This is a genomic window from Chitinophaga sp. ARDCPP14 (assembly GCF_051362515.1).
Taxonomy (GTDB): domain Bacteria; phylum Bacteroidota; class Bacteroidia; order Chitinophagales; family Chitinophagaceae; genus Chitinophaga.
The window spans coordinates 1-21,117 of sequence record NZ_JBKIXB010000002.1 but is presented as its reverse complement, the minus strand read 5'-3'; the positions used below and the strand labels follow the sequence as shown (position 1 = coordinate 21,117).

Sequence of the window (21,117 nt, the reverse complement as noted above, 5' to 3'; positions counted from 1 at the left end):
GTAGGAATGGCAGGAAACTGTTTTTGAATAAAATCAGGTGAAACTGTGTCTGAATAAGACAGGAGTGACAATGAAAGTGAGGGAGAGCATAGCATTATCACGTTGCCATATTGACGCATTGCCACATAATATTATATGTGCGGATGAAGGGACTCGAACCCCCATGCCTCGCGGCACCAGATCCTAAGTCTGGCATGTCTACCAATTTCATCACATCCGCAATAAATAAAAAGAACTTACTCTTCCCAGTGTTCAACCGGCCCGGAAACCCTATCCGGCTATACATGACAAGAGCCCCTTTTTAACTCAAAAAGGATTGCAAAGGTATTATTTTTTGCGAATTAACAAAATCATTTATATAGAGAAACATTCCCCTGTTTCTACCCCTAAATTTTAAAAAATCAGAATTAAGCTGTTAAATTGGTGAGCAATTACTGTAAAAGTCTATCTGATGGCTATGGCTAAAACCTTTTTTGAAGAGCTCAACAGCGCAAACGCTACCGGTGTAGCCTATAAGAATATCAACCTGAAAAAGGCGGCGCTGGCCTATTTTGCCAATACCGGCAACGCCACTATCGCCGATCTGTGCAAAGAGCTCAACCTCAGCACACCCAAAGTTACCAACCTGGTGAATGACCTTATTGTCGACGGCCTCGTAATGGACTATGGCAAAATAGAATCCACCGGCGGCCGTAAACCCAACCTGTACGGACTGGTACCGGATTCCGCCTTCTTCATCGGGGTGGATGTAAAACAGGATCACCTCAACCTGGGCCTGTCGGACCTCCACAAAAACCTGGTCACCACCGTGGAAGGACTCCCCTACGAACTGGATAATACCAAAGCTTCCCTGGAACAGTTGTGCCTCCTGATCAACAACTTTATCGATGGCCTCACCGTTCCCAAAGAAAAGATCCTCGGCATCGGTATCAATATCCAGGGACGCATCAATTACGCCACCGGCTACAACTACAGCCTCTTCTATTTCGACGATGAACCCCTCAGCAAAGTCATCGCCGCCAAAGTAGGCATCCGCGTTTTCCTGGAAAATGACTCACGGGCAATGGCCTACGGAGAATTTTGTTCGGACCTGGTGAACGGCGAACGTAACGTGCTGTTCCTCAACCTCGACTATGGTATAGGTATGGGCGTACTCATCAACGGGGAGCTATACTACGGTAAATCCGGCTACAGCGGCGAAGTAGGGCATATCCCGATGTTCGACAATGAAATCATCTGCCACTGCGGGAAAAAAGGATGCCTGGAAACAGAAGCCTCCGGATGGGCGCTGGTGAATATGTTCCGGCAAAAGCTCGCCGCAGGTTCTTCCTCTATGCTGAGCCGCACGCATCAATCCCCCGAAGATATCCACCTGCACGATATTATAGACGCAGCCAACAACGACGATATGCTGGCCATAGAACTTATTGCCAAAGTAGGAGAGAACCTGGGTCGCGGCGTTGCCCTGCTCATGAACATCTTCAACCCCGAACTCGTCATACTTGGCGGCGCCCTGGCTGCTACACAGGACCACATCCGCCTGCCCATAAAAAGCGCTATGAAAAAATATTCCCTCAGCCTGGTAAGCAACGATTCCAAACTGAAAATGTCGAGGCTCGGTGAAAGCGCCGGTATCATCGGCGCCTGCCTGCTGGTAAGAAATAAGGTGTTGATAAGTTAGTTTTTGCCTAACTTTAGGAGCTACCCAAATTCCATTTTCTTACCCTAAAAAGATTGTTATGTCCACCACATTAACACCTTATCTCACTTTTGGAACCAATTGCCGCGAAGCCATGAACTTTTACAAAGACATCTTCGGAGGAGAATTGTTTATCATGACAATGGGCGAGGCGCCTGAAAGCGAAAACGTACCCACTGCGTCCAAAGACCTGGTGATGCATGCGTTTTTGAAAACATCTTCTTTCGAGCTCATGGCCTCTGATGGCATGGGAGGCCAGGCGCCCAAAAATGGTGACAACGTTACACTGGCGCTGGGCACTGAATCAAACGAAGAATCAGAAAAATTATTCAATGCGTTATCCGCCGGGGGGAAAGTTACGATGCCCCTGGCAGAAACCTTCTGGGCGCACCGCTTTGGCATGTTAACCGATAAATATGGTTTCCCCTGGATGGTGAGCTTTAACAAGCCCATGTAAAAGGACCAAGATCTTTTTTCAGCTGTTTACCTGCTGCAGTTTGTGCAGAAAGTAAACAGCTGAATTATTATTTCTTCTTCCTGAAAAAAGAAAATAATCCTCCTCCTCTCAGTTCATTTTTTTTCTCTGCCGCAGGCCTGAATTCCGGATCATTCGCCACAATCAGGTCAATGATTTTTTTGCAGGTACCGGGGTCATCTTTTGCTTCATAAGCCAGCGCCATTGTATATCTTACGGCAGACGCCTCTGTATCCCATGCCCAGTTGTTGCCGGCATAAATATTCAAACACTGCGTGGCATATGCCAGGCACTCGTCATATTCTTTCTCTCCCAAATATGCCTCTGCAAGAAAAGCGTATACCCCAAACCGGTAGTTGGGGGCATTGTCTGCAGCGTCGCCGTTAGACATAATCTGCAGCGTATGCAGCAGATCAGTAATCGCGGCTTTGTAGCGGCCAAGCTTTAACGCAGCCTTTCCACGGAAGTAATAGATCTTCATTTGCGAAATCACCGGCAGTTTGGTGATGCCGCCAATGGAAATGCGGTTGTTGATAGCGCCAATACAATGTTCGTACTGGGCATTATCAAAATACAGGTACATCAGGTTGAAATAGGCGTCACTGTCATCCGGTTTTTCCACCAGGTGCGTTTCCAGCGCCAGTATGCGTTCAGATAAATCATCGGCGCTGTTGGTACGGATAAATGCGCGGCCGGTTTTAATACGGTCAATGTTATACGTAATGGTTTCCCGGTCGTAGTCATCCAGTTCCTGCATATCCTTTGCAATCCAGGTATTGTATTCCGCCAGTATTTTTTCATAGAGATCCAATGCTTCGGCATGTTTCTCTAACGTACACAGGTCGTCGATCATTCGTTCATGGATAGACACATAGTACATCAGCGGCAATACTTCTGTGAAATTTTCCAGGATGGTATGGCGGTCGGCGATGGCCTCGGCCAGCTTACCCATGCTGTGATACGCATCAGCCCTGGATTCCAGCTGTTCCCAGAAGGGCGACATATTGTAACCGATGGTGTGTACATGCGCTGCTTCCACAAAAATGCCGCCTTCATACAAGGCAATGCCATAGTTGTTACAGCACATGGCAAAATGATGAGGATGGCCTGCATAAGAGTTACCTGAATTTTCATACCAGTAGGCATGATAGATATCAAATGCTTTTTTATACAGGAAGCGCTTCAGCGCGGTGGACGCCTGTTTTACGCCGTTGTCTTTTTCCAGTTGAATAATTTCACTGAAGATAACACCCGCTGCGTACCAGTCGTACGGAATGTGATGCTCCACATCCGGCCAGCTTTCGGGGAATTGCCCGTTCACTTTATAGCTCGTAAAATACCACCTCACCATGCTGAACGGATAAGGTTTTATGGCCATCGACTTTTCATACCAGGGCAATGCCTCCTGGTAACTGCCAATGTTGAAGAACGCCGTAGCGGTATAATGATAGAAGTAGGCTTCGTCGGGGTACTCAGCAATAAAGTGTTTGCCGGTGGAAATCTGTTCCAGGGTACCTTCGTCATCATCATCTCCAAAAAACTGCTGCCAGAATTCGGTAGTGCCTTTGCAGAACTCCCTTGCCAGCGCGGCATTCCGCACGCCATCCGCAAGCAGTTGCTGGATATGCCGGAGCAAACGCAGCATGTCTTCCTGTGTATTTTCTCCTGCCGTGATCATGATCTGCAGCATGCTGGCTGCAAAATCATAATCCGCCATATCCAGTGCGAACCAGGTGGTAGAGAGCAGGCGGTTGTTAAACACCGTACATTCAAAGGCCTGTTTGTAATATTCCAGGGCGGCGGGCCTGTTTTCCGTGTGATAATATACATCGCCGATACGGGTAAAACACTGGAACCGCGCCACATTCAGCTGTGGCAGATCGTCGGCGTACAGTGATTCATATACCTGGAGGTTGCGGTGCATATCTGCCAGGGCCTTTTCGGTTTCATTTTTCAGCACCCATACCTGGAAACGGTACAGTAATGCTTTGGTAGTCAGTTCTTCATCGCCGCCGGCAATGAGGATATCACAATCGCCGATCGTTTCATCTCCTTTGTCTGCCATCACATTGGCGCCCATATAGGCGCGGTGTACACGGGCCTGCACATGTGCGGGGTCAATGGTCAGCACCTGGCTGAATGCCTCGTAAGCCTCGTTGTACATAGCGGTGGCCAGGTCGCGGTTATCAGTGGCCTTGGCGTTTTCCAGCTGGGATAAGCCCAGTAGTTGCCAGCCCCGGGCCTCGCCGGGGTTATCCTGCAGGTATATTTCCAGTTTGGTAATTGCTTCAGTATATGCCTGTTCATTATACAGCCTTTCCAGTTCGTCAAAATGCATATGCGCTTTATTAGGACATGTAATTTATTAATATTGGTGGAGGATGATAAATATTTTCTGGTAGTGTCCTCCCGAATATATATATTTAAAGACCATTTATTATCAGCCAGAAACATTCAAATCCTTTGCCATGAAAGCAATAGCAGTATTGTTATTACTCCTGTGTAATACAGTTGTAAACGCGCAGGAGTGCGATTGCAGGAAGAAATTTGACAGCGTACAGGTCTATCTGAGGAAGAATTATGCAGGGTTTATCGACAAAGTAACCCCGGTTACGGAGCAGGCTTATACTGCCATGCTGGCAAAACTACGGTTACAGGCGGCTACCATCAAGGGCGCCACGCATTGTCTCCTGCTGGTAAACCGCTACCTGCGCTTCTTCAAAGACCAGCATCTCGCCCTGCACATTGGCTACACGCCCCTCAGAGAAAAAATCACCCTCACCCCACAGCAGCTGGATTTGCTGCAGAAACAGCCCGTAAGCGGTGTGGCTGGTATTTACCAGGCCGACTCCCTCTATAAAGTGGCCCTGGTAAAGAACCTGCGGGGATTGCGCACTTACGCCGGCGTAATCATGGAATCAGCCTCGCCGGATTGGAAACCCGGAGACGTATTGTTTGAACTGGCCGCTACCGGGCCGGATAAATTTGATATGATCAGCTACGCCGCGCAGGAAGTGAACTTTGATACCCTCACCATCGGAAAACAACGCGATGGCCTGTCTGCATTGGGTTGGCAGAAACCCGCTGCGGCATCGCCGCAGCAATTCACGGGCGTGAAGAAGAGTGACAATACACCGGCGGAAATACCCGCCTTCGCCGATATGACGGCGCCTTTCTTTTTCCGGCAAATAAACGACAGCACCGGCTATCTGCGTATAAGCAGCTTTGACGCGGCGTCCTATCCGGCCGCCGATTCTGTGCTGAATGCCAGCGACGAGTATCTGCGGAGAAACCCCAACCTGGTCATTGATGTACGCAACAACGGTGCGGGCGCTGATAAACTGATTGAACGCCTGCGGCCCTTGCTGTATACCCAACCTGTAAGGATTACCGGGGCCGACTTTTATGCTACACCGGATAACATTGCTGCATGGCGCCATACCCTGGACGAACAAACCGGAAAACTACCCGGCGAATATGTAGAGCAGATCCGCACTGTAATTGAACAGGGTAGTGGTTTGCAAGGCCGGCTGGTAAGTATGGGGCCGGATGAAAACATGATCCTGCCGGCTCCTTTGCCAGCCCCGGCAAAAGTAGCGGTGCTCATTAATGGCCGGTGCAGCAATACCGCAGAACAGTTTTTACTGGAAGCGGTACAAAGTCAGAAAGTGAAGCTCATGGGAGCTCCCACGGCAGGGGCGCTGGATTACTCTAATATAGCCAGGGTAAGGTTTTCAGCGCCTGATTTTTCAATAGACTATCCCGTTACCCGCTCCCGCAGGATTGCTGCAGGGCAGGGTATTGACAATAAAGGCATTCAGCCAGCGGTGAAAGTAAATTTCCATTCGGCAGGATGGCTCGAAGAAGTAGTGAAACAATTTTAATGCAGGAGTCGTTAAGATCCGGTTAACACTTGAACATAATTTAAAACCCACCTTTGAGGTATAAGCATATGCGTGAGCATATAAGGGTTTAAAAATAGTAACAATGGTAGAAAAGCTGCCTCACAATTCTTTGTGAGGCTTTTTCATTAAAATAACTTTTGTTGTAGAAGATGACCCAGTATATGTGTCAGCTCATGAAGACTGTTAGGTTTCGTCAGAAAATAAGAGGCCCCCAGTTCGCGGGTTTCTTTTTTATCCGATTCATGTGAAGACGTGGAATAGATAACTACAGGGATATGTTTTAAATGCTCCTGCTGCCGTATTTCTGCAAGAAACTGTTTCCCGTCTACCCTGGGCATATTTAGGTCCAGGAAGATAAGATCCGGCGCCAGGTTATTATTCAGCTTAAGTAGTGCGTCTTCTCCGTTAATAGCTTCATGGTAAATAATATCCGGTGCCAGCTCCTTTAATACTTCACCAAATATCATTCTGTCATCTATATCATCGTCAATTAAAAGTACTGAGGTATATTTACAACTATCGGGCATATATCGTTTTGGAATAGAGACAAATCTAAGATTTTGTTGTTATTTTATTATCATATTATTCGTTTTAGTGGTACTGTTTGGAACGAAATGTGTTAAAACCCGTTGAAAGCACAGTTTGCAGAATAGTGCCCCTGTAAAAATTAAACAAGCTCAGGCAAATGAAGAAATACTTTATGCAGCTCCCTCTTCCCAGGAAGCTGATGTTAGTTGCTGTAATACCGCTGGTGTGTCTCGTATATTTTGGTATAGCCGTATTCAATAAACAGACTGAAGATATAGATACTATTGATAACCTGGTGCAGAAAATTACGACTGCCACCACTATCATGAAAGTGGCCGATGAAATTCATATGGAACGCAGGAACAGCGTAAACTATGTACTGCAAACCGGAAGCCTGAATGACCTGCTCACCCAACGCGCCAAAACTGATCTGGCCATCGATGCGGTGAAAGGCAGGTTGCTGGCCAGCGACAGCCGTTTCTTCCAATACTCACTGCTAAATACACTCCCCAAAAAGAGAAAAGATATTGATAGTAAAAGCATGCCGCAACGGGAGGTACTGGACTATTATTCCAACCTTATTTTCCGCCTGAACGACCTGGCCAATACCAACACCCCGGATATCCCGGTATTAAAAGCCGTTCAGCAGGATATGAACGCGCAATACCTGCTGGCACAGATGGCAGCTTACCAGGGAATGATCCGTATGGATATTTACTATTTCATGCTGAAAAAAGAAGTGTGGCCGGAAGATTTTGCCCGCATAGAAAATAACGCCGACATGTTTGCAGCCCTGCGTGCAGAGCTGGTAGACAAAGCTTCTCCCGCCGTGTCAAAGGATTATCTTAAAACGGAATCCTCCAATGAAATGGTTATCACAAACGATTTTATTAAAAGCACCATCGCCTCCCGTAAAATTGATACCCTGTTTAATGCAGACTCCTGGTGGGACAATTCTACCCTGGCCGTAGATCAGCTGAAGCTGTTGCAGCGCGCCGTAATGGATAAAGTAGGCAGGGATGCAAAAATTATCTCTAAAAAAGAAAATGATCTGAAAACCCGCTACCTGCTTGTATTGGTAGGTATCATCGTGTTGGTGGTGGTATTTATTTCCTTTACTATTAAAGGCATCACCGACAGCCTGGAACTGCTGCGGGCAGCGGCTGTAAATATCGCGAAAGGCGTACCGGGATCGGCGCCCGAAGTACACACAAAAGATGCTATCGGAAGCCTGGGGCGTTCTTTTACTGTTATTGACCAAACTAACCAGGAACTGGCTACTGCGGCCGACAGTATCGGTAAGGGCAACTTTAATATTGATGTAAAACCCCGCAGCGAAAATGATATACTCGGCCATGCAATAGTACAAATGGCCGCAGACCTGAAAACATTCCGCTATCATGCCGACCAGAAAATATGGATACAAACAGGTATTAACCGCCTCAGCGAAACGTTGCTCGGTGAAAAGGACATGGAGGCACTGAGTAAAGATGCCTTAACGGATGTGATACAATACATCGGCGCACAAACAGGGGTGCTGTATATCCGGTACTCCGGTGAACTTCGTTTATCCGCTGAATATGCGCTGTCGCCGGCCCATCCGGCCCCCCGGGTGGTTGAAGTAGGGAAAACCTTACTCGGGCAAAGCGTGTTACAAAAGGAACCATTATATCTCCGCGAAGCGCCGGATGATTTCCTGCATATCGCCGGCGCTGCAGCCTCCGCACAACCTGGTCACGTGCTCATTATCCCGCTGATCCATGCAGGTGTTACGGAGGGCGTAGTAGAACTAGGTTCCCTGTTCCCTTTTAAAGAAAATGTGATCGACTTTGCCCAGCAGGCTGCTGTGAAAATCGCCATTGCCCTGCAAAGTACCCGGAGCCGCACCCGCCTGCAGGAACTGCTGGAGGAAACGCAGGCGCAGGCAGAAGAATTGCAAACACAACACACCGAACTCGAAAGCCTGAACGTAGAACTGGAAGCCCAAACACAAAAGCTCCAGGTGTCTGAAGAAGAACTGAAAGTACAACAGGAAGAACTGATGCAGTCGAACGCTGAACTGGAAGAAAGAAGCCGCCTCCTCGAAGAAAAAAACCAGATCATCGTGGAACGGAACCTGGATATCCATAAGAAAGCAGAAGAGCTGGCACTCAGCACCCGCTACAAATCAGAGTTCCTGGCTAATATGTCGCATGAACTGCGCACACCGCTGAATTCTATCTTATTGTTATCAAGGCTCCTCTCTGAAAATCACGACACCAATCTTAACGGCGACCAGATCGAATATGCACAGGTGATCAATAGCTCCGGAAAAGGGCTGCTCACGCTGATAGACGAAATACTCGACCTCTCGAAAATAGAATCCGGCAAAATGGAACTGGAATTCAGCCAGGTATCCATTGCCGATATCAGTTCCAATATGCAGGCGTTGTTTGAACCAATGGCTAAAGAAAAAGGATTGCAGCTGTTGATACATAAAGACGCTGCGGTGCCGGCCAGTATTGAAACAGATCAGTTGAGACTGGAACAGATCCTCAAAAACCTGTTGTCCAATGCCCTGAAATTTACCGCGAGGGGATTTGTCCGCATGGAAATACTGGAAGGAGAAACACCCGAAACCATCCGCTTTGCAGTAAAAGATACCGGCATCGGTATACCGGCGGAAAAGCAACAGGTGATTTTTGAAGCTTTCCAGCAGGCTGATGGATCTACCCGGAGGAAATACGGCGGCACCGGCCTGGGGCTGTCTATCAGCCGGGAACTGGCCAAGCTGCTCGGCGGACATATTTCGGTGAGCAGTACCAACAATGAGGGAAGTGAATTCGTCATTACGATCCCGGTGGTTCGTAAAACGGGAGCACCCGTAAGCCAACCTTTCGTACTGCCGTCACCGGTAGTGGAAGAAACAGCCGCCGGTCCGAAACAGAGATACCTGTCGCCCACCGTTCCGGAAGACGTTTACGACGACCGTGGCCTCATTGAAAACGGCGATTCCGTAATACTCATCGTGGAAGACGATACGCATTTTGCGAAGGCGTTGCTAGACTTTACCCATGCAAGAGGATATAAAGGAATTGTATCTGTACGCGGTGATGAAGCCGCAGAACTGGCACGCATCTACAAACCGCTGGGTATCCTGCTGGATATCCAGCTGCCCATAAAAGACGGCTGGCAGGTAATGGAAGAACTGAAAAGTGATCCGGCCACCAGGCCGATACCGGTACATATCATGTCTTCCATGGAAGCAAAAAAAGAAAGCCTCCTGAAAGGTGCGGTCGACTTTATCAGCAAGCCGGTAGACGTGCAAAGCATGCAACTGATCTTTGAAAAGATGGAGTTTGTATTGCAACGATCTACCAAAAAAGTACTGATCCTGGAAGAAAATGCGAAGCACGCCAAAGCGCTGGCCTATTTCCTCAGTAACTACCACGTAAGTTCTGAAATCAGCAATACCGTGGAAGATGGCGTATCGCTGCTGCAACAGCAAGATGTGGACTGCGTAATCCTTGATATGGGAATTCCTGACCAGCGGGCTTATCAGGCGCTGGAAATGGTGAAAGAAATAAAGGGACTGGAAAATCTTCCTATTATCATTTTTACCGGTAAAAGTTTATCAAAGGCAGAAGAACAACGGATCCGGCAGTATGCTGATTCCATCGTGGTAAAAACGGCGCATTCCTATCAGCGTATGCTGGACGAAGTATCCCTGTTCCTGCACCTGGTATCTGAAAACGCGCCAGCTGCACAGGGTGGAAGTGGGAAGATGGGCGTATTGAATGAAGTGCTGAAAGATAAAACCGTGTTGGTAGCAGATGATGATGTACGCAATATTTTCTCTTTAACAAAAGCACTGGAAAAACACCAGATGAAAGTACTGTCTGCTATCGACGGTAACGAAGCGCTGCAGCAGCTGAAAGAGCACCCGGTAGACGTAGTGCTGATGGACATGATGATGCCGGAAATGGACGGCTATGATGCCATTGCGGCTATCCGCAAACAACCGGGACTCAAAGGTTTGCCAGTGATTGCCGTTACCGCCAAAGCGATGATGGGCGACCGGGAAAAATGCCTGCAGGCGGGGGCCTCTGATTATATTTCCAAACCAGTGGATATAGATCAGTTGCTATCCTTATTACGGGTATGGTTATACGATAAAGCCATGAAATAACTTTTATGGAACAGAAACAGGTATTAATTGTAGATGATGATGCACGCAATATCTTTGCGTTAAAGGCAGTATTGCGATCCAGGAATATCCCATGCGTGGCTGTTGGCACCGGTGCGGAAGCATTACGGGTATTATCGCCGGAGCATGCAATCGGCGCTGTGTTGATGGATATCATGATGCCGGATATGGATGGCTATGAAACGATTTCCGCCATCCGCGCCATGCCCTGGAACAGCCGCCTGCCGCTGATCGCCGTTACTGCAAAAGCGATGGTAGGCGATCGTGAAAAATGCCTGGAAGCAGGCGCCGATAATTATATTTCCAAACCAATTGATGTAGATGAGCTACTGTTGCAGCTACAACAATATTTATCTGAGCAAACGTGAGCAGGAACCCGATAAGTGAACAGGAAGTGTTGCTGTTACTGAATGACATACTGGAAAGGTATGGGTATGATTTCACAGAGTATGCGCCCGCCTCTATTAACCGGCGGGTAAACCATCTGTACCAGGTAGACCGCTTTCCCAGTTTTGCCGAATACCGCTACCGTATTATTTCCGATCCGGCATACGCATTACGTTTTGTGGAAGAAATAACGGTAAATGTAACGGAGATGTTCAGGGACCCTTCTTTCTACCAGGCATTGCGTACCCAGGTATTGCCGGTGCTGGCCACCTATCCGTCTATCCGGGTATGGCATGCCGGCTGCTCCACCGGGGAGGAGGTATATTCCTTTGCCATCCTGCTCAAAGAAGCGAAACTGCTGCACAAGGCAGTGATCTATGCTACCGATATCAATGCAGGCGTATTGGAAAAGGGACGCAAAGGAATGTTCCGGCTTTCACAAATGCAGCAGTATTCCCGCAACTATATGGAGGCCGGTGGCCGGGAAGATTTCTCTTCCTATTATACGGCCAATTATGAATATGCCAAGTTCCGGGAAGACCTCGGGGAAAAGATCATTTTTTCCCCGCATAACCTGGTAACAGATGGCTCATTTAATGAATTCCAGTTGATCATTTGCCGCAATGTATTGATCTACTTTAATAAAAAACTACAGGACAGGGTATTAACGTTATTCAGTGACAGTTTGGAGCAGCTGGGCTTCCTGGCACTGGGAAGTAAGGAAACACTTAACTTTACCAGCGTGACCGGTAAATTTAAACAACTGGAAAACCGGGAGAAGATCTGGCGGAAGGTGCAGCTGTAATAACAAAATAAGAGGCATATGACTACAGCACCGTATTTAATTGTAATAGGCGGTTCTGCCGGGGGATTGCAACCTATCCTGACATTGTTACCAGGACTTGTTGCTTCACTTCCTGCAGCCATTTTAATTGTATTGCACCGCCAAAGCCATTATGAGTCGGTATTAACGGAGTTATTGTCTGGTAAATCCATCCTGCCGGTCAGAGAAGCTGGTGAAAAAGAACCCCTGCTACCGGCCACCATCTACATCGCGCCGGCAGATTACCATTTACTGATAGAATCGGATCATACTTTTTCCCTGGATGATTCGGAGAAAGTGAATTTCAGCCGACCAAGTATTGACGTTACCTTTACTTCCGCGGCGCTGGCCTATGGCAGTAAAATGACCGCCATACTGCTTTCCGGCGCCAACACAGATGGCACCGAAGGACTGAAAGATGTACACGAGGCAGGAGGCACCACCGCCGTGCAGGACCCGGCTACAGCAGATGTGGATTACATGCCAAGGCAAGCCATCCTCCAGGCGCCCGTTGACGCTATACTGCAGCCACAGGAAATGGCTGCCTTCATAAACCGAATGGCAGAGGTATGATTATTGAGCTGTCATTGTTTAAAAGTTTAAAAGAATAACATTGGGCCGCTTTCCACCCGTTGCCCATCTGTTATAACGAGTATGTCGTATGATCTTAATTGTAGATGATAAGCCGGAAAATATACTGTCTATCAGGAAAACCCTCGAACTATACCAGTTCGAAGTGGATACCGCGCTATCCGGGGAAGAAGCCCTGAAGAAAATACTCAAACACAGCTACACGCTCATCATCCTGGATGTGCAAATGCCCAGCATGGACGGCTTTGAAGTGGCGGAAGCACTGTCGGGGCACAGTAAAGCGAAGGACATTCCGATTATATTCCTGTCTGCCGTGAATAAAGACAAACGGTTTATTGTAAAAGGATATGACTCCGGCGGTATCGACTATATCACCAAGCCGGTGGACCCGGATATCCTCCTGATGAAAGTAAAGACATTCTCCCGCCTTTATCAGCAATCGCAGGAACTGAAGCAAATGCATCAGTCGCTCAAAGAAGAAGTAGAGGTAAGAAAACTCGCACAGGAAGCACTGATAGCACATCAACAACAGGTAAATGATATGCTGGAACAGAAAGTAAGGGAAAGGACAGAAGAACTGAGAGAGATTAATAAATCGCTGGAAGCCAGCAACCACGATCTGCAACAGTTTGCATCCGTCGCTTCCCATGACCTGAAAGAACCCCTGCGGAAAATTCAGCTTTTCGGCGCTATTTTAAGAGATAAGTTTCTACACACGGACCCTAACGCCCTTTCCTATATGGAAAGGATTGTAGGCTCCTCAGAACGAATGGCAAGGCTCATCAACGACCTGTTGAACTATTCCCGTTTATCCGGGTCAAGCATAAACGAAGTTACCGATTTCAATAAAATCATCCAGGAGATCCTGGTCGACCTGGAGCTGATGATCGTTGAACGGGATGCGGTTATTACTGTGGAGAAAATGCCTCAGATTGAAGCTGTGCCGGGGCAAATACGCCAGGTGTTTCAAAACATCATCAGCAACGCGTTGAAGTTTTCACGGAAAGATATACCTCCTCAGATACATATTACCGCAGATGTTGTAACGGATCTAAACCCCGACAGTGCCAGCTTTGAAGGCGGGCATTACTGCCGCATTATTATCCGCGATAATGGAATCGGGTTCAATGAAAAATATCTTTCTAAAATATTTACCATCTTCCAGCGCCTCCACACTTCGGAACTCTATGAGGGCACCGGCATCGGGCTGGCTATTGCCAAAAAAGTGATTGATAAACACGGCGGAGTTATCACCGCCAGGAGCAGGGAAGGAGAGGGCGCTACCTTCATCATTGTATTACCCCTGAAACAAACCAGGCCTGTGGCAGCTGGCTTAACTGATGTACTGGCCTGATCGCCGGCTACAGCCATAAAAAAAGCCCGACACATTGTGTCAGGCTTTACGGGTGGAGGATAACGGGCTCGAACCGTTCACCTCAAACATGCCATGCTTGCGCTCTACCAGATGAGCTAATCCCCCGTTTATTGCTTTCTTCGGGATGCAAAAATATATTTTTTCCTGTAAACACCAACATTTTATAAAAAATCTTTGAAAATTCCTTCCACGGTTTCTTTGAGATCTTTTAACAGCAAGGGTTTCCGGAGTAATTTAATTACCATGGGATTCGCGTTGGTACGGGTAATATCCCCATAATCAAGGGAAGAAGACACCATTACGATATGACATTGGGACTTAATCTTACTGGGGTAAGAATCAAATGCCTGGAGAAATTCAAAGCCATCCATTTCCGGCATCTGGATATCCAGCAGGATAACAGTGGGCGGAATTTTAGGCAAGGCAATATTGGAAGACAGGAATTCCAGTGCCTTATTGGCATTTGCAAACGAAATCACCGTTCTGCTGATTTGTTGAAATCCGATCAACTTCTCATGCAGCAACAAATCAATTTCATTGTCATCAATCAATATGACTCGCAGGTCAGGTATCGAATTCATTTCTGTTGGGGATGGTAATTTCAAATTGGGTGCCCTCGCCATATTTGGACTCCACATTAATGGTACCGCCTATTTTACTCAATGCTTCCTTTACAATATACAAGCCAATACCACTGCCCGGTTTATTATTGTTCTTGGACCGGAAAAACATCTTGAAAATATTGTTCAGATGCTCGCTTAAAATGCCGATCCCATTATCACGTATACAGATAGTTGCTTTGTGTGGCTCTACTTTAACCGCCAGGTTAACCATCGGGTTTGTTTCCTCCGGCTTCTGGTATTTAACAGCATTTGAAATAAGATTGTTCAAAATAACACTGATCCTGAAGGTATCCCCCCTGAAATCAACGGCCTGGTCCACATTGGTTTGAAAGCGGATCTGGGTATTCTGCGGTTTAAACGCAGTGATGCAATCGTTCAGCAGGGTATTGAAGTCAATTCTCTCATATTCTATCTCCAGGCGGGAATTACGGTAGTACTCAATGATCTTCTGGATGAAATCGTCCAGCTTTAACACACAGGTTTCTACCATGTTTATATAACCATTGGGATCTACCACAGAATTATCCAGCCTCGACAGATTGATAATTCCCAGCACAGACATCAATGGTGAACGCAAATCATGGGAAGTGGAATAAATAAACCGGTTGAGTTCATCATTCGTTTTTTCCAGCTCTTCTATCTTTTCCCGGAGTTGCTTTCGTGTGCGGTATATTTCGTAGGCATTGTTAATGGTTTTGTGCAGCTCATGCTCATCCCAGGGCTTCTTGATATAGGAGTAGATGTGGCCCTTGTTAATGGCATCAATAATATCTTCCACATCCGTATAACCGGTCAGCAAAATGCGCATCGGGTCAGGCAAGATATCCTTTATTTCATTGAAGAATTCCACACCCGTAGCTACTGGCATTTTCTGATCGGCGATGATAATATGCACCATGATCTCCTTCAGCAGCAGTTTGCCTTCCTGCGCAGAAGTAGCGGTGTAGATTTCATAACTTCTGCGAAAGCTTGCTTTAAACGCGTTCAGGTTATGAATCTCATCATCTATGTATAATATTCTTATGCGGTTTTCTTTCATTGAAGGGCCTTATGGTTATTAGGATAAATGATTTGCGATACTAAGAGGTAAATATATAATAAATTCCGCTCCTTCACCCGGCGCCGAGTTCACAACAATCTTCCCTTTATGCTTCTCAATGATACTGAATACGATAGATAACCCCAGCCCGGTACCTTCCCCCACATCTTTGGTGGTGAAAAACGGATCAAAGATCTTTTCCCGCACCGCTTCCGACATGCCAATACCGGTATCTTTAATGGTAATAACAATGAAGCTGTTCTCCTGCCTGGTGGTAATGGAGATGAATTCATTGTGTTGCTCCTTCTTGCTTTTGATAGCATTCAGCGCATTGCTGAAAATGTTCATGAACACCTGGTTTATTTTACCGGCGTAACATTCAATCTTCGGCAAGCCTGCATAATCCTTTATGATGTTCACATAAGGCGGTATGGCATTACGAAGCAGTACCAGCGTGGAGTCCAGTCCCTCGTGGATGTCAATGGATTTTACCTCGCTTTCATCGAGCCGGCTGAAAGTACGTAACCCCTTCACAATTTCGGCGGTGCGTGAAGCGCCGTCTTCTATACCCTTGATAAGCGAGGAAATTTCTTCGTGGATGTAGTCAATATCAATTTCTTTCTTGAACAGGGCAATATCCGCCAGCGATTTGGATATATCTGTGCTCACAGGTAATTCATCATAGCGGTTTAACAGCTCCCTCAGATCAGCGATATCCAGTTTCAACGGTTTGATATTGGATGTAACAAAGTTGATCGGGTTATTGATTTCATGCGCGATACCGGCCGTCAGCTGACCAAGCGATGCCATTTTCTCTTTTTCCACCAGCCGGGTTTGTGCATCTTTCAGGTTAGTTAAGGCCATGTTCAGTTCCAGGTTGGTAGCCTGCAGGTCTTCAGTTCTGTCCTTTACTTTACTTTCCAGTATGATGTTTTGTTCCCTTACCAGTCTTTCATTTTCCTGGGAAATAGCCAGGGCCATCTGCTGCGATGCTTCTTTTTCCGCCTTGAACACATTGATCTTATGGGCCAGTGCAAACGACAGCAGCAGTACTTCCACGCCGGAACCAATCTGCAGCGCATAGTAGGTAAAGTTGTTATACGGCAGGATATTGAAATTGCGCAGTACAAAAACGAAAATACTGATGAGGAATATTGACCATGCCAACAGGAAGAAACGGGCCGCGTTCACTCCCTTCATACTGATACGGTAGGCAACAACAAAGGCCATCACCGCGGCGAGGAAAGCATCCAGCTGCACAAGTATCTGCGCATAATTATACATATCCAGGAAGGTAGGTATAAAGCAAAGCATGTACAGTACAATCACGGCATTCATCAGCTTATGTCCCAGCGGGTAGTTTACCTTGGTAGACAGGAACTGCTGGATAAACACCAGCGCCGTAAGCCCGTTGAACACCGGCACCAGCACCGTGGCGTGCATAGCCAGCCATGGACTGTTGGGATACAGGAAACGGAAGGAATAACCCTGCAGCGTTACCTGGGTAAGCCCTACGCATATAATATAACTCACGTAGATGAGATAGCTGTTGTCACGGGTAGATATGTAAATAAAGAGATTATAAAAAGCCATGGCCAGGATAACGCCCACGTATATACCAAAAATCAGCTCCCGTTTGTTGTTCTTTTCAAAGATGCTTTCCGGGGTGCCCAGGTAAATCGGCAGCTGTAGCTGTTCTCCTGCCTTTACTTTCAGATAGAACTGGCGGGTTTCATTCGGTAGCAGCCGTATAGGGAAATGATAATTCTGGTGGTCGTATCCCCGGTTTTTGTAAGCAGTAAACTCCCCCAGCCGGGTTTGCCTGATAGTGCCATCCGGCAACAGTTCGTATAGCGTGATGTCATCTATAATAGGATATTCCACCTCCAGCAGCAGCTTCTCCGCTTTCGACTGGTTATTGATGGAAAACCTTGCCCATTGGGTATATGGCGTGATCTGCAGGTTTGGTACGTCCTGCCCGGAAGCCTTGAATGCCTGCATGGGAGCCGAGGCAATAGTGAGCGTGTCTGCCTTATCAGTGTATAGCTCAAGATAACCACCTATCTGTAACAGCGATTTGCTGTTTTTAAACACAACAGGTTGTGCCGTTACATGAAACAGGACTAACAGGGTAAAGATTGACCATAAACCAACAATCTTGGACAGCATCACGAAAATAGATTAGTATCAGGCTTGAATTTATATGTTTTTTTCAGAAATACCGGCCCCGATTAATTGTTTTAAGGGGTAAAGTGGGCGTGTGTAGGGATCCGGAGGCTGTAGTTTACCTCGTAGGAACCCTTTGGGCCTACTTCAATTTTAGATTGCATTGGATTTTCACGCAGATCTGAAATCAGTAATTTCTCCTTGGGATCGGCATGTGGCAGCTCGTAGCAATCGTTGATCACCATAGCGGTGGCCAGGAAGTCGTCTTTCGGATAAAAGAACGTACCGTTATTCCCCAGTGATTCATCTATAACAAAACCTACACGTTTCCCTACCCGGGTGGTGATGGGTGCGCATAACACGTGATAGGTGTCTATCGGTAACTGTGCGCCCAATACAACACCTACTCTTGCCAATACCTGGCTGCCGATTCCCATCCCGGCCACTTCTTTGGAATTCCACATTCCACAGATCTCCGCACTGCCTTTTTTTACATATGAATATATTTTCGGATCGTATTTGCCTATCGCCGTTTCAATGGGCAGTGGTAACACGCCGTCAGCAATCTGCACACGTGCCCCACCATATGTTTTGGTACGAGTATCGTCCTCCACTATGATCACTATTGTATTTTCATGTTGCATCCAGTCAGCGCTGCCGGATGTTACCTGGGCAATACCAAAATAAATTTCCAGCAACTTGAGGTGACCGGTATAAAATCTCATGCAAGCCTCAGGATCATCCGGAGCCCTAAATACCCTTACATTAATCATGACATTGCGGAATAGCGCTTATACAAGGCATAAGTATGTTAAACAATCAACTGCTCAAAATCTATGTAATACCTGCCTGAACTCTTTAACTGATCCAGGGCGATACGACGGCAGGTGTCGGCAACCAGGGCTCCTCCCAGTACAACTGAAGAGGCCAGCTGGGGCCATGTGGTAATAGTTTTACCAATCTCACCCAGGGAGAATTTCATCCTGTCAGATGCTTTGTCCAGCGCCAGCATGGGACTGAAGATGGGCAGCTTCTCGGCATCCGTTAAACCCTTTAAGGTATCAATATTCACCTCCGGTATCAAACCGTGCATAAGCGGCCGGTCTGGTTCAAGATCAAACCGCTCAATATCTATCATGCCCCTGTCGTTCATTTCCATAACAACCGGTATCTTCAGCGCTTTCGCCTTTATTCTGCTTAATATCTTAATATCAACGCCATCACATTCCTCCACAAAAATATCCAGCACACCACCGCCGGTAAAGAAGTCATCCATATTGGCTTCTGTCATGCCATCCTGGTAAATGCTCACTTTAATAAACGGATCCAGCTCCGCAATTTCACGGGCGGCTATCACCACTTTCGGCAACTGTATATTGTGCACACCACAACGGATCCTGTTCATGTTGGTCAGCTCCAGCCGGTCGAAGTCCGCCAGCCGCAGTTCGCCACAGATACGCTCCATGACCAGCGTTAATGCGATCGATTGCCCAACGGATAAGCCGACAATGCCGATCTTCTTTTTTGACAATACCGCAATTTCTTCCGCAGTAATTTTATGCTGGTTCCTGCTGGTACGTAACTCAATAAACTCCGCTTCATTTACCAGGTGCACCAGCTGGTCATTCCAGGGATAGTATACCCACACGCCATATTTTTCGGGGGAAACACCACCAAGATGTGCCTGTACTTTTTCCTCGTATTCCTCTGCAGTCAAGCGTTTGGTAGGATTCCTGATTTTCATCAGCTCCTTTAACTGAGAGTCGATATGGTCGTTGATGCGTAGGTGCGGATGGGTTTCCAGAAGGGTCTCGAAGGACTGAAGGTCTTGTGCGCGCTTCAAATCATAAAAAACAGGCTTGTAGTCATTGCTCTTATCCTGTTGTTTCCTGAGGTACTCTTGTATCATGTTTCCTGCTTTATCGAGGTTGGACCAGGATTGCTTGCACTGAATGACGCTAAATTATCGTGTGTAAAGCAATTCCTGTTGCTCTTTAGTATTCGCTTAAAATATTAATTATATCTGATCGGTTATTACGTTGGCGCATTGGCGGGTTAATGAACAGGTTCCTTTGTTTGCCTGCCAGGCCCGGGATAAATATATCTGGCAATCACACAATTAATTGCAACTTTTCATTACAAAAATGATATGAATGTAAGGTAAAATAGTAATTTAATATGAAAACAAAGTAAAAGTTTCCCTTTATTTTGATATTAAATCATCGTTTTTATACTTTTACCTTAGTTTTAATATTAGTTTTCATCTCTCTCCACCAACGAGATTTGGTTTAATATTTGCGGCATTCCCGGCCTGACTCGATCTTTATTACTCAATAATATATTTAAATAATAAAACATGGATAAGAGAGAATTTCTCAAGCTTACCAGTCTTGCCGGCGCCGCCATCCTGAGTGGGCCATTGAGCAGCCTGGCTACTTCTTCTGTATCCGGCCAGCCGGCCTTTGCCGATCCTAAAGCCCCCTTTGTTCTACCTGCGTTGCCTTACGCATATGACGCCCTTGAGCCTCATATCGACAAGCTCACTATGGAAATTCACCACGATAAGCACCACGCTGCCTATGTGAAGAACCTGAATGATAACCTCGCCGGTACAGCGTTTGCAACACTGTCGCTCGAAGAAATCATGAACAAAGTGACGGACAAAGATAAAGCCATTCGCAATAACGGTGGCGGACATTATAATCACTCCCTCTTCTGGACATTATTGTCTCCCACAAAAAAGACGCCTTCTGATAAGCTGAAATCAGCCATCACCAGCGCTTTCGGCAGCTGGGAAGCATTCCAGACAAAATTCAATGATGCCGCAAAAACTGTTTTCGGCTCCGGCTGGGCATGGCTCATCGTAACCCCGGATAAGAAACTGGCTGTCATCAATACACCTAACCAGGACAATCCGCTGATGCATAATATTGTGAAAGATAAGGGCACCCCCATCCTGGCGCTCGACGTATGGGAACACGCCTACTACCTGAAACATCAGAACAAACGCCCGGAATACATCGACGCTTTCTGGAATGCCGTAAACTGGGATGAGGTGGAGAAACGTTATAAAGCAGCGGTGTAATCGCCTCCGGTGCGGATTTTGTCTTGGCTCAGGATTACGCTGATTATACTGATTACTTTGATTTTTTACTTTTGATTTTATAAAGGATTAAGGGAGATAGAAGCGGATATATGTACTGCCCCCTAAAAGTTAGACACTTTTAGGGGGCATTTTTATGGATAAACGCAGAAAATACAGTTTTGAGCAAAAATTAGCCATTGTGATGGCAGTTGAGAATGATTATCAATCCGTTAGT

16 protein-coding genes and 2 tRNA genes are annotated in these 21,117 nt (G+C 46.7%); 9 read left to right on the top strand and 9 right to left on the bottom strand.

Annotated features, from left to right (window positions below):
- Positions 1–138 precede the first annotated feature (138 nt).
- Positions 139–220: transfer RNA gene (locus ACLHR0_RS04630), tRNA-Leu, on the bottom strand.
- 237 nt (positions 221–457) lie between these two features.
- Between ACLHR0_RS04630 and ACLHR0_RS04625 the strand changes: the two genes are divergently transcribed.
- Both ACLHR0_RS04625 and ACLHR0_RS04620 read left to right on the top strand, forming a co-directional pair.
- Entirely contained in the window at positions 458–1,681 is a 1,224-nt protein-coding gene (locus ACLHR0_RS04625) for an ROK family transcriptional regulator (protein WP_370913360.1), read from the top strand.
- Positions 1,682–1,739: 58 nt separating this feature from the next.
- Complete coding sequence (locus ACLHR0_RS04620) at positions 1,740–2,156, top strand: VOC family protein (RefSeq protein ID WP_436485047.1); 417 nt, start codon at positions 1,740–1,742, stop codon at positions 2,154–2,156.
- 67 nt (positions 2,157–2,223) lie between these two features.
- Here ACLHR0_RS04620 and ACLHR0_RS04615 read toward each other — a convergent pair whose 3' ends face one another.
- Positions 2,224–4,512, bottom strand: a complete 2,289-nt coding sequence (locus tag ACLHR0_RS04615) for a hypothetical protein (RefSeq protein ID WP_429042091.1) — start codon at positions 4,510–4,512, stop codon at positions 2,224–2,226.
- Positions 4,513–4,642: 130 nt separating this feature from the next.
- On the opposite strand from ACLHR0_RS04615, the gene ACLHR0_RS04610 reads away from it, so the two are divergent.
- Positions 4,643–6,058: a S41 family peptidase gene (locus tag ACLHR0_RS04610; protein WP_436485045.1), complete on the top strand. Its 1,416-nt coding sequence runs from the start codon at positions 4,643–4,645 to the stop codon at positions 6,056–6,058.
- A 146-nt stretch (positions 6,059–6,204) separates the two neighbouring features.
- Here the strand turns inward: ACLHR0_RS04610 and ACLHR0_RS04605 are convergent, their stop codons facing one another.
- Positions 6,205–6,606, bottom strand: coding sequence for a response regulator (locus ACLHR0_RS04605; RefSeq protein WP_436485043.1), 402 nt, complete (start codon positions 6,604–6,606; stop codon positions 6,205–6,207).
- Between the two features lie 158 nt (positions 6,607–6,764).
- On the opposite strand from ACLHR0_RS04605, the gene ACLHR0_RS04600 reads away from it, so the two are divergent.
- The 5 genes from ACLHR0_RS04600 to ACLHR0_RS04580 all read left to right on the top strand — a co-directional run bounded on the left by ACLHR0_RS04600 (position 6,765) and on the right by ACLHR0_RS04580 (position 13,948).
- On the top strand, positions 6,765–10,775 hold the full coding sequence (locus ACLHR0_RS04600) for a response regulator (protein WP_436485041.1): 4,011 nt from the start codon (positions 6,765–6,767) through the stop codon (positions 10,773–10,775).
- A 5-nt stretch (positions 10,776–10,780) separates the two neighbouring features.
- Entirely contained in the window at positions 10,781–11,161 is a 381-nt protein-coding gene (locus ACLHR0_RS04595) for a response regulator (RefSeq protein WP_429062660.1), read from the top strand.
- Positions 11,158–11,985, top strand: coding sequence for a CheR family methyltransferase (locus tag ACLHR0_RS04590; protein ID WP_429062661.1), 828 nt, complete (start codon positions 11,158–11,160; stop codon positions 11,983–11,985). The genes ACLHR0_RS04595 and ACLHR0_RS04590 overlap by 4 nt, the downstream gene beginning before the upstream one ends.
- A gap of 18 nt (positions 11,986–12,003) precedes the next feature.
- Positions 12,004–12,576 carry a chemotaxis protein CheB gene (locus tag ACLHR0_RS04585; RefSeq protein WP_429042080.1) on the top strand — a complete coding sequence of 191 codons (573 nt, stop codon included), beginning with the start codon at positions 12,004–12,006 and terminating at the stop codon, positions 12,574–12,576.
- Between the two features lie 88 nt (positions 12,577–12,664).
- Positions 12,665–13,948 carry a hybrid sensor histidine kinase/response regulator gene (locus ACLHR0_RS04580; protein WP_436485038.1) on the top strand — a complete coding sequence of 428 codons (1,284 nt, stop codon included), beginning with the start codon at positions 12,665–12,667 and terminating at the stop codon, positions 13,946–13,948.
- Between the two features lie 53 nt (positions 13,949–14,001).
- Here ACLHR0_RS04580 and ACLHR0_RS04575 read toward each other — a convergent pair.
- The 6 genes from ACLHR0_RS04575 to ACLHR0_RS04550 all read right to left on the bottom strand — a co-directional run bounded on the left by ACLHR0_RS04575 (position 14,002) and on the right by ACLHR0_RS04550 (position 19,706).
- Positions 14,002–14,074, bottom strand: a tRNA-Ala gene (locus ACLHR0_RS04575).
- Between the two features lie 56 nt (positions 14,075–14,130).
- Positions 14,131–14,550, bottom strand: coding sequence for a response regulator (locus ACLHR0_RS04570; protein WP_370913350.1), 420 nt, complete (start codon positions 14,548–14,550; stop codon positions 14,131–14,133).
- Positions 14,534–15,631 carry a sensor histidine kinase gene (locus tag ACLHR0_RS04565; RefSeq protein WP_370913349.1) on the bottom strand — a complete coding sequence of 366 codons (1,098 nt, stop codon included), beginning with the start codon at positions 15,629–15,631 and terminating at the stop codon, positions 14,534–14,536. The genes ACLHR0_RS04570 and ACLHR0_RS04565 overlap by 17 nt, the downstream gene beginning before the upstream one ends.
- An 18-nt stretch (positions 15,632–15,649) precedes the next feature.
- Complete coding sequence (locus ACLHR0_RS04560) at positions 15,650–17,800, bottom strand: sensor histidine kinase (RefSeq protein WP_436485035.1); 2,151 nt, start codon at positions 17,798–17,800, stop codon at positions 15,650–15,652.
- A 71-nt stretch (positions 17,801–17,871) separates the two neighbouring features.
- A complete protein-coding gene (locus ACLHR0_RS04555) occupies positions 17,872–18,522 on the bottom strand; it encodes a hypothetical protein (RefSeq protein ID WP_370913347.1) in 651 nt (216 codons plus the stop codon).
- 86 nt (positions 18,523–18,608) lie between these two features.
- A complete protein-coding gene (locus ACLHR0_RS04550) occupies positions 18,609–19,706 on the bottom strand; it encodes a ThiF family adenylyltransferase (protein ID WP_436485033.1) in 1,098 nt (365 codons plus the stop codon).
- A 447-nt stretch (positions 19,707–20,153) separates the two neighbouring features.
- On the opposite strand from ACLHR0_RS04550, the gene ACLHR0_RS04545 reads away from it, so the two are divergent.
- A complete protein-coding gene (locus tag ACLHR0_RS04545; protein ID WP_370913345.1) occupies positions 20,154–20,882 on the top strand; it encodes a superoxide dismutase in 729 nt (242 codons plus the stop codon).
- Positions 20,883–21,117 lie beyond the last annotated feature (235 nt).

Coding starts and splice junctions, on each gene's coding strand:
- ACLHR0_RS04615 (WP_429042091.1), bottom strand. CDS start 4,512: ATGCATTTTGACGAACTGGAAAGGCTGTATAATGAACAGGCATATACT.
- ACLHR0_RS04545 (WP_370913345.1), top strand. CDS start 20,154: ATGGATAAGAGAGAATTTCTCAAGCTTACCAGTCTTGCCGGCGCCGCC.
- ACLHR0_RS04620 (WP_436485047.1), top strand. CDS start 1,740: ATGTCCACCACATTAACACCTTATCTCACTTTTGGAACCAATTGCCGC.
- ACLHR0_RS04570 (WP_370913350.1), bottom strand. CDS start 14,550: ATGAATTCGATACCTGACCTGCGAGTCATATTGATTGATGACAATGAA.
- ACLHR0_RS04560 (WP_436485035.1), bottom strand. CDS start 17,800: ATGCTGTCCAAGATTGTTGGTTTATGGTCAATCTTTACCCTGTTAGTC.
- ACLHR0_RS04580 (WP_436485038.1), top strand. CDS start 12,665: ATGATCTTAATTGTAGATGATAAGCCGGAAAATATACTGTCTATCAGG.
- ACLHR0_RS04585 (WP_429042080.1), top strand. CDS start 12,004: ATGACTACAGCACCGTATTTAATTGTAATAGGCGGTTCTGCCGGGGGA.
- ACLHR0_RS04550 (WP_436485033.1), bottom strand. CDS start 19,706: ATGATACAAGAGTACCTCAGGAAACAACAGGATAAGAGCAATGACTAC.
- ACLHR0_RS04610 (WP_436485045.1), top strand. CDS start 4,643: ATGAAAGCAATAGCAGTATTGTTATTACTCCTGTGTAATACAGTTGTA.
- ACLHR0_RS04600 (WP_436485041.1), top strand. CDS start 6,765: ATGAAGAAATACTTTATGCAGCTCCCTCTTCCCAGGAAGCTGATGTTA.
- ACLHR0_RS04595 (WP_429062660.1), top strand. CDS start 10,781: ATGGAACAGAAACAGGTATTAATTGTAGATGATGATGCACGCAATATC.
- ACLHR0_RS04555 (WP_370913347.1), bottom strand. CDS start 18,522: ATGAGATTTTATACCGGTCACCTCAAGTTGCTGGAAATTTATTTTGGT.
- ACLHR0_RS04605 (WP_436485043.1), bottom strand. CDS start 6,606: ATGCCCGATAGTTGTAAATATACCTCAGTACTTTTAATTGACGATGAT.
- ACLHR0_RS04625 (WP_370913360.1), top strand. CDS start 458: ATGGCTAAAACCTTTTTTGAAGAGCTCAACAGCGCAAACGCTACCGGT.
- ACLHR0_RS04565 (WP_370913349.1), bottom strand. CDS start 15,631: ATGAAAGAAAACCGCATAAGAATATTATACATAGATGATGAGATTCAT.